Source organism: Pantoea sp. GW821-FHT03E06 (assembly GCF_059420725.1).
Window position 1 is genome coordinate 217,442 of sequence record NZ_JBWKUG010000002.1, and the last position, 12,700, is coordinate 230,141.

12 protein-coding genes are annotated in these 12,700 nt (G+C 56.8%); 3 read left to right on the top strand and 9 right to left on the bottom strand.

Annotated elements, in window-relative coordinates:
- Positions 1–48 precede the first annotated feature (48 nt).
- Positions 49–825 carry an ABC transporter ATP-binding protein gene (locus AC07WB_RS20540; protein WP_097097773.1) on the top strand — a complete coding sequence of 259 codons (777 nt, stop codon included), beginning with the start codon at positions 49–51 and terminating at the stop codon, positions 823–825.
- 163 nt (positions 826–988) lie between these two features.
- On the opposite strand, the gene eptA is transcribed toward AC07WB_RS20540, so the two are convergent.
- The gene (eptA, locus tag AC07WB_RS20545) at positions 989–2,632 is read right to left on the bottom strand and encodes a phosphoethanolamine transferase EptA (RefSeq protein ID WP_494941187.1); all 1,644 of its coding nucleotides are present in this window, start codon (positions 2,630–2,632) and stop codon (positions 989–991) included.
- Positions 2,633–2,953: 321 nt separating this feature from the next.
- Here eptA and fetA point away from each other — a divergent pair, with 321 nt between their 5' ends.
- Together fetA and fetB are read left to right on the top strand one after the other, a co-directional pair.
- On the top strand, positions 2,954–3,622 hold the full coding sequence (gene fetA, locus AC07WB_RS20550; protein ID WP_494941188.1) for an iron efflux ABC transporter ATP-binding subunit FetA: 669 nt from the start codon (positions 2,954–2,956) through the stop codon (positions 3,620–3,622).
- Positions 3,609–4,370 carry an iron efflux ABC transporter permease subunit FetB gene (fetB, locus tag AC07WB_RS20555; protein WP_494941189.1) on the top strand — a complete coding sequence of 254 codons (762 nt, stop codon included), beginning with the start codon at positions 3,609–3,611 and terminating at the stop codon, positions 4,368–4,370. Before fetA ends, fetB begins: the two co-directional genes overlap by 14 nt.
- Before the next feature lie 73 nt (positions 4,371–4,443).
- Here fetB and AC07WB_RS20560 read toward each other — a convergent pair whose 3' ends face one another.
- From AC07WB_RS20560 to AC07WB_RS20595, 8 genes are all read right to left on the bottom strand, one after another.
- Positions 4,444–4,977: a GNAT family N-acetyltransferase gene (locus AC07WB_RS20560; RefSeq protein ID WP_494941190.1), complete on the bottom strand. Its 534-nt coding sequence runs from the start codon at positions 4,975–4,977 to the stop codon at positions 4,444–4,446.
- A gap of 105 nt (positions 4,978–5,082) precedes the next feature.
- Positions 5,083–5,931, bottom strand: coding sequence for a VOC family protein (locus AC07WB_RS20565; RefSeq protein ID WP_494941191.1), 849 nt, complete (start codon positions 5,929–5,931; stop codon positions 5,083–5,085).
- A 23-nt stretch (positions 5,932–5,954) separates the two neighbouring features.
- Entirely contained in the window at positions 5,955–7,106 is a 1,152-nt protein-coding gene (locus tag AC07WB_RS20570) for an amidohydrolase (protein ID WP_494941192.1), read from the bottom strand.
- Positions 7,107–7,108: 2 nt separating this feature from the next.
- On the bottom strand, positions 7,109–8,212 hold the full coding sequence (locus AC07WB_RS20575) for an alkylhydroperoxidase domain protein (RefSeq protein ID WP_097097780.1): 1,104 nt from the start codon (positions 8,210–8,212) through the stop codon (positions 7,109–7,111).
- Positions 8,213–8,305: 93 nt separating this feature from the next.
- Positions 8,306–9,295 carry a putative FMN-dependent luciferase-like monooxygenase gene (locus AC07WB_RS20580; RefSeq protein WP_494941193.1) on the bottom strand — a complete coding sequence of 330 codons (990 nt, stop codon included), beginning with the start codon at positions 9,293–9,295 and terminating at the stop codon, positions 8,306–8,308.
- A complete protein-coding gene (locus AC07WB_RS20585; protein ID WP_494941194.1) occupies positions 9,292–10,902 on the bottom strand; it encodes a dipeptide ABC transporter ATP-binding protein in 1,611 nt (536 codons plus the stop codon). The genes AC07WB_RS20580 and AC07WB_RS20585 overlap by 4 nt, the downstream gene beginning before the upstream one ends.
- Entirely contained in the window at positions 10,899–11,756 is an 858-nt protein-coding gene (locus AC07WB_RS20590) for an ABC transporter permease (protein WP_494941195.1), read from the bottom strand. The genes AC07WB_RS20585 and AC07WB_RS20590 overlap by 4 nt, the downstream gene beginning before the upstream one ends.
- Complete coding sequence (locus tag AC07WB_RS20595; protein ID WP_494941445.1) at positions 11,753–12,697, bottom strand: ABC transporter permease; 945 nt, start codon at positions 12,695–12,697, stop codon at positions 11,753–11,755. Before AC07WB_RS20595 ends, AC07WB_RS20590 begins: the two co-directional genes overlap by 4 nt.
- Between the last annotated feature and the right edge of the window lie 3 nt (positions 12,698–12,700).

The following is a 12,700-nucleotide window of genomic DNA, read 5'->3' on the forward strand; positions in this document are numbered from 1 at the left end:
AGAGAGGCCTATGCTTTATTTATTTGCACAGGAAGCAGGAGCGACAATATGACCGATACCACGGCAGGCGTTAATATTACGATTGAGAAGGTGAATCACCACTTTACGTTAGAAGGTGAAGATTTACCGGTGCTGGAGAATATTAATTTGCAGGTGCAGGCCGGCGAATTTGTCGCGCTGCTGGGTCCTTCCGGCTGTGGTAAATCGACGCTGCTGCGCCTGCTAGCCGGACTCGAACCGCCGGCCAGCGGTGTGCTGGCGGAGGAGGGCAAGGCGATTACCGCGCCCGATCCGTCGCGCGTGGTGGTGTTTCAGGATCCGACGCTCTATCCGTGGCGCACGGTATATGACAATGTCGGTCTCGGGTTGCAAATTCGCGGTGAAAGCCGCCCGGTGCGCGAACAACGCATCAACGCTATGTTAGATCGCGTAGGACTGAAGCAGTTCGCCCGCGCCTGGCCGCATCAACTCTCTGGCGGCATGGCGCAGCGTGCGGCGCTGGCGCGTGCGCTGGTTAACATCCCGCGTTTGCTAATTCTCGATGAACCGCTGGGTAAGCTCGATTCGCTGACTCGCTTGCGCATGCAGCAAGAGATCGTTGATTTGTGGCAGGAGCAGCAGTTCACCACGCTGATGGTAACGCACGATGTGGAAGAGGCGCTGGTGATGGCCAATCGCGTCGTGGTGTTCAGCCCGCGTCCAGCAAAAGTGGTGGATGTGATTGAGGTTGATCTGCCGTGGCCGCGCCGGCGTGACGATCCGCAACTGGTGGCGCTGCGCAGCCGGATTCTGGATTTATTAGGAGCGGATCGCGTGGCAGCCTGACATGGGTCGCCATAAATGGCGCCCCTACAACAGCCAACGGTTTAACCTTGCGTGGTTCGTAGGGTCGCCATTCATGGCGACCGTCCAGCAGCAGCTAGCGGCTTAACCTTGCGTGATTCGTAGGGTCGCCATTCATGGTGACCGTCCAGCAGCAGCCAGCGGTTTAACTTTGCTTAGCCCGGCAAGCGGCAAGAATATCGTCCTTAGCCTGATATTCACTGGTCTGAACCCCGGTTAATCCCAGCATGGTTGAGAACAGATTGTCCTGTGAATAACCGTTATGTGCTGCTTGCTGATCAACACAGGCTTTGCTCACGCCATAGCGCTGTTGGTAGTCCGGCGATAGCCAGATCAGCATCGGTACATGTTTCTGCACATCTGGCGCAATCGCATAGGGCATGCCGTGCAAATAGGCACCGTTTTCGCCCAATGATTCACCGTGATCGGAGAGGTAGACCAGGCTGGTGGTATAGTCATCCTGATGTGCTTTGAGCACATTGATCGCTTTATCAACAATGTAATCGATATACAGAATGGTGTTGTCGTAGGTATTAACCAGCTGTTCTTGCGAACAATCCTGAATCTGGCTGGTATCACAGGTGGGCGTAAATTTTCTAAACTGTGGCGGATAACGGTTAAAGTATGTCGGTCCGTGGCTGCCAATGGTGTGCAGCACAATGACGCCATTGCCCTTCAGATTTTTAATGTAATCCTCAATACCGTGAAATAACACCTCGTCATAACATTCACCGTCGTGACACATATCCGGCAAATTCAGGCTGGTCATATCCTGATGCGGTACGCGATCGCAAGCGCCTTTACAGCCGCCATCATTATCGTTCCATAGCACTTGTACACCGGCGCGCTGAATAATATCCAGCAATCCTTCCTGATGCTCAACCAGCTGATCGTCATAATGTGCTCGCGGCATATTGGAGAACATGCAGGGCAGAGAGACGGCGGTGGCGGTACCGCACGATTGTGTATTCGGGAAATAGGAGACGTCATCTTTTGCCAGGCGTGGCGTGGTTTCCCGCTGATAGCCATTTAACTGGAAATTAACGGCACGCGTGGTTTCACCTACCACTAAAATAGTCAGGTTTCTCTTTGGTCCGGCCAGCATCGCTGGTTTCTGTTTGGCATCCAGACCAATTTTTACCAGCGGTAAGTTGGCGGTGCGGCTGTGGTTATACCAGGAAAGCGTCGCCACAATTGAGTTAGAAGGACTGAGCGATTTAATCAGCTCTTTTTGGTTACGAAACAGTGAGGCGTAATCTTTGTAGAAGAACATCGCTACTAATGCGATGCAAATAATCGATACCACAACTGAAGCCATGCGTTTGGCGACACTTTTCCAGAAAGGCTTGCCATTATTAACGCGCAGCCAAAAGACCAGCAGAGCGGCAAGCAATCCGCTACATCCCAGCGTAATAATCAGTTTGGGTGATAACAAGGCAAAAGATTCGGAAGGCGTGGTATCGATAATATTCACGATCATCGAACGGTCGATCACCACCCCAAAGCTCCAGATAAAATATTGTGCCGCAGCCGCAACCAGCACGAAGAGAGCCAGGATGAGCTTGTCGAGCCATAAAAACGAAGCGAGTGTAGCGATTATATTGATAACGCTGAATGCCACTACTGGCATGGAAGCAAATACCAGAATAGTGCGTAAGCTATCAAGCGGCATGGCGGCAATCACCTGCCGATAAAAAGCAATGTTCAGGAAAACCGCAATATAAATTGAAAATAGTGTAATAAACGTAAGCCGACTTAACGTCGGTCTTTTTGCGAGCGAGAACGTCATTGATCCATCCATCGGTGTAAAGATGGAGAGAGCTTAAAAAATGAAGGTTAAGTGAACCTTAGGTTACAACCAGATGATAAGAAAACTCACCACGGCGAACACGCTTACCGCAACAGCCAAATATTCACTGAATGGTCGAAATTTCATCGCTTTCATTAAAAATATCCTCTTAAGTTGAGGCTATTTTCACTGTTGAAGATTAAGCGATCCTTAGCTCTGCCAGAATAGAGGGCATTACAGCGTGATAGCGGTTAATCGCGAGGATGCACCGCGTCTACTTAGACTATAATCCTCCGGTTTATTTTTCCGGGAACCTATGTCATGACCACCCATTCTCCCTTGCTGGATGTGCAAGGAGTAAGTTTTGCCATGCAGGGCCAGACGCTGTTGGCGCCGATTTCACTACAACTTCATCCCGGCGAGCTGCTGTTGCTGACTGGACCTTCCGGGAGCGGCAAAAGCACGTTATTGAAGATATTGGCTTCATTAGTTGCACCGACCGCAGGACAGATTTTTTTTGAAAGTCGTGACATTGTCACGTTGAAGCCCGAACGTTATCGGCAACAGGTTTCCTATTGTTTTCAGACGCCCGTGCTGTTTGGCGACACGGTTTACGATAACCTGGCGTTGCCGTGGCAGATTCGTCAGCAAAAGCCGCAACGCGAGCAGCTGGTGGCTTCGCTCGCCAGCGTGCATCTAACAGCCGATATGTTGGACAAGAAAATTGAGCAACTATCGGGTGGTGAAAAACAACGGGTTGGACTGCTGCGCAACCTACAGTTTATGCCGCAGGTGCTCTTGCTGGACGAAGTGACCAGTGCACTGGACGAAGAGAACAAAGCCGCGATCAATCACCTTATCGATGGGTTAATACGTGAGAATACTCTTGCCGTGATGTGGATCAGTCACGATGTGCAGGAGATAAGTCAGGCAAAAAAGGTGCTGAAACTCGATATGCCCCAACAGGGAGAAGCCCATGAGCCAGCATAATATTACCGACAGCTCGCTGTTGCTCTCACTGATGCTGGTGCTGATTGCGCTGCTGATCAGCCAGAAAGAGAAGCTCGGCATGAGCAAAGACATCATCTGGAGCGTATGTCGCGCCATTATCCAGCTGGTGATCGTTGGCTATGTGCTCAAGTCGATCTTTGACCTGAACAATGACTGGCTCACCGTGCTGATGGTGCTGTTTATCTGCGTCAATGCGGCGCTCAATGCCCGTAAACGCAGCCGCAATATTGATAAGGGATTTACCATCTCCTTTATCGCGATTACCACGGGCACCACGCTCACTCTGACCATTCTGGTGCTAAGCGGTGCGATTGAATTTATCCCTATGCAGGTGATCCCGATCTCCGGAATGATTGCCGGTAACGCGATGGTGGCGGTTGGCTTGTGCTTCAGCAATCTCAATCAGCGAGTTAGCGATAATCGTCAGAAGATTCAAGAGATGCTGAGCCTGGGCGCGTCAGTGAAAATGGCATCAGGGCAGTTTATCCGTGACAGCATTCGTGCCGCGATGATCCCCACCGTTGATGGTGCCAAAACGGTCGGGTTGGTGAGTTTACCTGGCATGATGTCTGGGCTCATTTTCGCCGGTATTGATCCGGTAAAAGCGATTAAGTATCAGATTATGGTGACATTTATGCTGATCGGCACCGCCAGTTTATCGACCATCATCGCCGCCTACTTGTCTTATTGGCGGCTGTATAACAAGCGTGCACAGCTAAAGATGTAAAACCGGTCGCCATGAATGGCGACCCTACAAAATCGTAGGGTGCGCATTCATGCGCACCTGGGAATGACTGCGGTTAATAATCCTTTTGCAGCAGCCCAAACAGCCAATCGTTATGCCACGCATTTCTCAGCCAGTAGTTTTCCCGCAGTTCACCCTCTAATACGAAGCCGACTTTTTCCAGCAGTCGGCGTGAGGATGTATTGCCTGCGGTAACGGTCGCGATAAGCCGCCGGATGCCGCCGTCCTTAAACGCATAGTCACAAAGTGCGTTGAGTGACTCATACGCATATCCCTTACCCTGAGCTTCCGACGCGAACAGGAAGCCGACTTCGGCGCAGTCGCTATCGCGGTGAATATAGCCGCTGACCCCGAGGCGTTTGCCCGACTGTTTGTCCCGCACCACCAAACACAACCAATGCGCGCTGCGTGGCGACCAGAGCGGCAATCTTGAATTGAAATCAGCGTGAATTTTCTCTTCAGATTTTTGGTCCGCGATGTAGTGCATGACTTGTGGCGAGAGCTGTAGCTGGCGGTAGAAAGCCCAGTCGGCTTCCTCGAGCTGCGCGCAGGTGAGTCTGGGGGTTTCAAGCTGCAATCGGCTGGTCAATGTTCACCTTTGGTAACAGGAGAAGAAGATGAAGATAGTTTAACCTGGTCGCCATGAATGGCGACCCTACAAACCGTAGGGTGCGCATTCATGCGCACCAATTACTCACTGCTGGAACCTTAACGCCACGCCAAACGCCTGCTCGGCACCGACAATGATCGCGGACTCTTCTTCGCGGAACGGTATGTCGCCGAGCAGCAGGCTGGCTTTTACCTTGCGCAAATCCGTGGTGCGCAAACTTAACCCGGCCATGCGGGCGCTGCCGTCGTAATCGAGTGGTAAACCGGCAAAACGCTGGGTGACGTATTCTGCGGCGGCAAAGCGCACCGTTGCCACGCCCGCTTTCAACACAAACGCACCTTCCTGGCAGGCGGTGAGCTTATCGGCGCCAAACAAACGGCTGTAAGGCTGTGCGGCGGCGGCAGGATCCTGTGCCACCACCACAAACTCAACGATATCGCTCACGCCATTGGGATGGATGCGCCATGCGTCCTGCCACACCGAATCTGGCGTGTCGTGCTGACAAAAGAAGCTGCGGCCATTGGCAACCAGCGACGGACGTAGTCGCACGGTGCGAAAGCGCGCTTCCTGCTCGCTACCATCCGGCAAGGTCACCGGACGGAAAAAGCTCGCAGGCTGATCGCCGTCGATATCCTGACTCTCCAGATAGCGCCACACTGCATCGGCATCCTCGGTTTTCCACACTAAGCCGCTCAGGCCAATCGGCGATTGCCATAAATCCTGGCGCAGATTGCCGCGTCCGGCCTCAAAACCTAATAACTCCAGATAGTTATCACCGAAGATTGCCAGGTGATTGCTGGAACCGAGCGAATGATGGCCGCGCTCGGTAAGCTGAAAACCCAAGCGACGAAACAGCGCGCTGGCGTCGTCTAACTGATCGGCAACATTGATCACCACATGGTCGAGACGCGGAACCGGTAGCGAAATCGCCATCGCTTTTCTCCTTACTCTTAGGGTCACGATGCCAGCGCCTGTTGTTGGCGCAGCGTCAGCAGCGCGCGTTGGGCCAGCTCAGTGAAGTATTGCACCGCAGGTTCCAGCATCGCTTCGTCCGGATCGAAACCGGCATGATGCAAACCATAATCACTGGCGCTGCCGATACTGACAAACGCACCTGGCAGTTGCTGTAGGTAGAAGGCGAAATCTTCGCCACCCATCTGCGGCGTACCGATTTGCGTCTGATAGCCTTGTTCTTTCGCCAGACTCAGCGCGAAATCAGCCCACTCTGGCGTATTCACCAGCGATGGCGGACCTTCCTGCCACACCAGCTCAACCTGCGCGCCAAATCCGGCGGCGATACCCTTTATCAATGCTTCAATTTTCTGCGGAATCTGCGCCCGAATCTCCGCGTTGTGGGTGCGCACCGTGCCTTCCAGCTCCACCGTCTGCGGCAACACATTCCAGCTATTGCCCGCCGTGAAGCGCGTTACGCTAACCACCACCGATTCCAGCGAGCTGAACACGCGGCTCGGTAGCGTTTGCAGCGCGGTGACGATGTGGCTGCCAATCACAATGCTATCGATACCTTCATGCGGTCGCGCGGCGTGCGCACCTTTACCGGTGATATTGATTTGGAAACGATCAACGTTGGCATAATAAGCGCCACCGCGCGTGCGCAGCGTTCCGGTAGGCAGATCCGGCGCGTTATGCAGGCCAAAAATCGCCTGCACATCGTTCAACGCACCTGCCGCCAGTAGCTGTTTCGCACCGGTGAAAATCTCTTCGGCGGGCTGGAACAGAATGCGCACGCGACCGGGAAGCTGGGCTTCGATACGTTGCAACTGCTGCGCCACGCCGAGCATTACGCTGCTGTGCAGATCGTGGCCGCAGGCGTGCATCACGCCCGGCTGCTGAGATCGCCACGGGTTGTCGGTTTGTTCATCGATTGGCAAAGCATCAATATCGGCCCGCAGCGCGATCAGCGGTTCGCCATGGCCGATTTCAGCGACCACACCGGTTTTCAGCGCCAGCGGCAGCAGCTTGACGTTGAGTTGTTGCAGCCAGCGCGTGAGCCGTTCGGTGGTGGCGAATTCCTGGTCCGACAGTTCGGGATGCTGATGCAGCTCGCGTCGCCAGCGCACCAGCTGTTGAGGGGAAAGCGCAGTCATGGTCATCCTTGGGTTTGTGCCGGTAAGAAGGGTTCGCCGAGCGTCAGCATCAGGCGGTTAGCCCAGGCGAAAAAGGCCGCGGATTGAATCAGATCCAGCAGTTCCAGCGTGCTGAATCCCTGATCGCGCAGCGCGTGCAGCTGCTTCAGGCTGGTGGCGGCCGGGGTGATCGATAATGTCGCAACCAGATCGATCTGCGCCGCCCAGCGCGCCGATTGTCCGTGCGACAGCTCGGCACCCGGCGCGACATTCAGCAGCTTCTGTACTGCCGGTTCATCCTTCGAGAGCTGGCTGGCTTTGCGCGCGTGAACCGAGGCGCAGTAAATGCAGCCGTTGACCTTGCTTACCACCGTGGCGGCGAGTTCGCGTTCCGCGCGCGAAAGTCCACCAGCGGTGTAGAAGATGCCTTTATCGGTGAGCGTACGCTGCTCCAGCAGCGGCTGGTTGCGTCCCAGCAGGCGGAAGTAATCGGAATCGCTGTGGCCGAACTTCGCCAGCGTGGCCTGCTCGTCAGCGCTAAATTCATTGAGCGGTTTCGCCGCCAGCCACGGCTCCCAGCCGAGTTCCTGCTGGGTAAAGGCGGTGAGGGCGGTTTTGCCGCTCAGGGTTAACGGCGCATCGTGCCACTTTCCGGCTACCGCATGCGGCTGCGCAGCCGTCTCTTCGCCATTCAGTAAACGCAAACCGAGCAGCAAACGGCTCTGGAAGCTGACAAACGCAATCAGCTGCGCCAGGGTGACGATACCGCGCGGCGACCAGCCGGCATGTTGCAGCGTGTCGATGTGCTGCGGCGCGGCATCCACTGGATGCCGACTGAGCAGTTCAGCAAACGCTAAACCCGCTTCAAAGCGTGCGTTATGTGATTGCGATTGCGCCTGCTGCTGATAATGCGCCTGCAGCGCGCTTACACCGTGCCAGGCCGCGGCCTGTGCGGCGAGCGCAAAGCGTTCGGCTAACGGGAAATCCTCATCATCTTGCGTAAACAAGACATCGTAGCTGCCTTGCGTATGCTGCGTGGCGGCGGCGCGTTCGGCACGGGCTTGCGCCAGTTCGGAAGCGGGATCGATATCGGCCAGCGCATTAAGTAAATCAAACGGTTGGGACATACAATTCTCCAGTTAAAGCATCAGTAGGTCGCCATAAATGGCGACCCTACAAACCCTGCCGTAGGGTCGCCATTCATGGCGACCGCTACTGATTTAACCCCGCAGCGCGGGCGCGATATGGTCAGCAATCAGTTCAATGGAACGCAAAATGTCGGCGTGCGGTGGATCGATGGAGTGCACCTGGAAACTGATGTCGGTGACGCGTTGCAACACGGTATCGGCCAGCAGCGATTGACGCACCCGATCGGCATCACCAAAATGCGCATCCAGCTGGCGCGCCTGTTCGTCCAGCGTGTGGCCAACCACATGTCCTGATGCGCGGAAATGGTCGGCCTGGCGCTGCAGGCCCGGCTCGGCGAGACGGCGTGCATAATCGTTAGAATCAGCCACAAAGGCAGTGCGCGATGCCAGAATGCGTGGCGCGATGCCTGGCGGTAACGCCGCCAGATAGGCATCGATCATCGGGTTCTGCATCTGATCGAGCGTTAAATCAGGTTGATCCGCCGGGCGCGGCTGGGTGCGCGACAGCATCAAACCGTGGCCGGCCTGGCCGGCGCGTGCCGCACCTTCCACTGAGAAGGTGGCGATCCACACGCGTTGGGCCAACGTTGGCGCGGCGGGATAAAGATGATTATCCGGGTGTCCCAGCATATCGCCGCGCCATGCGCTGAGTAGCTGATGCAGATGATCGGCAAACACGTTGGCGCGTTGGTCGATAGTGATGCCGAACGGCAGAAACGAGGTGGCGGTGCCGCCTGAACCGAGTCCCACTTCCAGCCGCCCGTTACTCAGCAAATCCAACACCGCGGTATCCTCGGCGACGCGCAGCGCGTTCTCCATCGCTAGCGTGATGATGCCGGTACCGAGGCGAATGGTGCGGGTGTGCGCGGCAACGTGCGCCAGAAACAGCAGCGGCGACGGCAGGCCGCCTTCCTTCTCGTGAAAGTGGTGCTGGGCAATCCACGCGCTGTCAAAACCGGTGCGCTCGGCATGTTGAATCTGTTCGGTGGCCAGGCGATAGCGCTGCTGTGCCGTGGTGTCATCCAACAGGCGGGTGAAAAAGCCAATACGTTTACGCGTCATGCAGACTCCTTAATCAGCGGACGGAAAGCGGGGATTGCGTCAATCAGCGCTTGCGTATACGCATGCTGAGGCGCAGTAAAGAGCGTGACGGTGTCACCTTGCTCCACCACTTCACCAGCACGCAGCACGGTAACGCTGTGCGCAATACGCCGCACGGTGGCGAGATCGTGAGTGATGAATAAGTAAGTGAGGCCGAGTTCACGCTGCAGCTGCTGCAGCAGCTGCAGAATTTGCGCCTGCACCGTGACATCCAGCGCCGAGGTGGCTTCATCCAACACCAAAATCGCCGGCTGCAGGATCAGGGCGCGTGCAATCGCTACACGCTGACGCTGGCCGCCAGACAACTCGCGTGGTTTACGTGTCAAAAACTCCAGCGGCAGGGCAACACGTTGCGCCACCGCTTCAACGCGCTGACGACGCGCTTCGCGACTGAGTTTTTCGAAGTTAAGCAGTGGCTCTTCAATAATGGCGAACAGCGTCTGGCGCGGATCGAGCGAAGCAAACGGGTTCTGATACACAAACTGAATCTTGCGGCGCAGTTGGCGCTGCGCTTCACCGCGCAACGCGGTGGCATCGATGCCGTCAATGACTACGCGTCCGCTATCGGCTTGCTCAAATCCCAGCAGAATGCGCGCCAGCGTGGTTTTACCCGAACCGGATTCGCCGACCAGCGCGTGCGTGGTGCCGCGCGCGACGGTAACGCTCACCGCTTTTGCCACCTGCAACTGATGATTGCGACCGAGGGAAAACAGTTTATTGATGCCGGAGAGCTGAATCGCCGGCGATGAGAAGTTGGCCCGGGCAGGAACGGCCAGCGCGGTTTCACCGGGATCGGCATCCTGCAGCAGCTGACGCGTATACGGATGCTGCGGCGCGTTGATCACCTGCTGCGCCGGTCCTTGCTCCTGCACCTCGCCGTGACGGAATACCAGCAAACGATCGGCGCGTTCTGCTGCCAGCGCTAAATCGTGCGTAACGAACAGCACCGCGGTGCCCGATTCGCGGCGCAGCACGTCCAGTAGATCGAGGATGCGCTTTTGCACCGTCACATCCAGCGCGCTGGTCGGTTCATCGGCGATGATGATTTGTGGACGCAGGGCGAGGGCGATGGCAATCAGCACCCGCTGTTTCATGCCGCCGGAGAGTTGATGCGGATACTGCTTCAGGCGCTGCTCCGGATGGCTCAAACCCACTTTTTGCAGCAACTCAAGCACACGCTGCTGGCGCTCGGCTTGGCTGATTTTCAGGTGCAGCTGCAACATTTCACCCACCTGATCGCCGATGGTTTTCACCGGATTGAGCGAGTTGCCCGGATCCTGCGGCACTAAGCTGATGTTAACGCCACGTAGGCTATCGAGCCGTTTTGACGACCAACCGGCGATATCGGTGCCGTTCAGCACAATCTTGCCGCTGTCACGGCGACCGTTCTCCGCCATCAGGCCAATAATGGCCTGCGCGGTGGTGGTTTTGCCGGAACCGGATTCCCCGACCAGCGCCACCATTTCACCAGGCTGCAATTCAAAGCTGACGTTATGTACCACCGCGCGCCATTCGCCGCGCTGGCGATAGCTCAGGGTTAAATTCTCAATGGCTAATAACGCGCTCATGCGTCACCTCCTGCCAGCTGGCGGCTGATGCGATTGGCGGCCAGCACCACCGCAACCACCACGATGCCGGGGAAGGTGGTGAGCCACCAGGCGGTTGCCAGATAGTTACGCCCTTCGTCGATCAGCAACCCCCATTCCGGCGTTGGCGGCGGCGTGCCATAGCCGAGGAAGCTCAGCGTGGAGAGTGCCAAAATTGCCTGGCCAAACTGCAGGGCGGCAAAGGCGATTACCGCCGTCAACGAGTTGGGTAAAATGTGGCGCCACAGCACGCGCCAGAAGCTGCCGCCGCTGCCGTAAGCCGCCTCAACAAACTCACTGCGGCGCACGCGCACCACTTCACCACGCGCCAGGCGGGCGAAGCTGGCAATTGACGCAATGCCCACCGCCAGCGCGGCATGCACGGTGCCGAAGCCGAGCAGAATCAGAATACTGAGCGACAGCAGTAGCGACGGAATTGACAGCAGCACATCCACCAGACGCATTAAGGCGTTTTCGGTGCGACCGCCAATCGCGCCCGCCAGCACGCCAAGTGAGGTGCCGCCAATCAGGCCCATCGCCACCGCCGCAACGGCTGCAGCCAATGATTGTGAGGCCCCATAGATGATGCGCGTATAGAGATCGCGACCCAGCTGATCGGTGCCGAGCCAGTACGCGGCCTGCGGTGGCAGACGTTGCGCGCCGGGCACGCCTTCGGTTGGGCTGAAATGGGTAAACAAACTGGGCGCAAAGGCCGCCAGCAGCGCCAGTAGCATCACGCCCCACGCCAGCCACAAACCTGGCTGGATATGTAGCGCGCGCGCCGCCCGTGCGTTGCCGTTGCTGTGACGCGCAGTTGAATAATCGACCAGGCTCATCGGTGGCCTCCGGCAATGGATTGCAGGCGCGGGTCGAACAGCGGCATCAGCGCATCGACCAGCAGGTTAATCAGCACAAAGGCCAGCGCGGAGATCATCACCACCGCTTGTAACACCGCGACGTCCTGATTATTTACCGCCTGCTGCGTCAGCTGGCCAATGCCGCTCAGGCCAAATACGGTTTCGGTAATCAGCGCACCGGCAATCAGTTCGCCGAGCAGTAAACCGGCGACGTTAAGTACCGGCAGCAGCGCATTGCGCATCACGTGATGCCACAATACGTGGCTTTCGCTGGCTCCTTTGGCACGCGCCACCGCCACAAACGGCTGGGTGGAAACCTGATCAATGCTGCGCAACAGAATCTGCGCCAGCGGCGCGGAGATTGGAATCGCCACGGTAATGACTGGCAGGATCAGGCCTTGTAGCGCTGAAGGGTTGATCACCGGAATCCAGCGCAGCTGGAAGGAGAACAGCTGAATCAGCGCGATGCCGAGCCAAAAGGTGGGCAGCGAGATAAACAGCGCGGGCACCGATTGCAGCACTGAACGCAGGAAGCGCAGCCTGGGCAAACGCGACAGCGCCGCCAATGCAAACGCAATCAGCGTGGCGAGCGCAAAACCGAGCAGCGCCAGTTGCAGCGTGGCAGGCAGGTTGCTAACCAGCTGTTCGCTGACCGGCACGCCTGCCTGCACCGAGTAACCGAAATCGCCGCGCAACATCGCCAGCAGCGTGTGCACGTACTGCTGCCAGAGCGGATTATCCGCGCCGTAAGCCAGGCGCATTTCGGCGATTTGATCCGGGCTGAGGCCCAGATCCGGGTTCTGAAACTTGATCAGCACCGCATCGCCGGGCAGCACCTGCAGCAGAAAGAACGACAGGGTAAACGCGGCCCACAGCACCAAAACGCTTTGACCCACTTTTCGCAGCAGTGAACGTTGCATCAT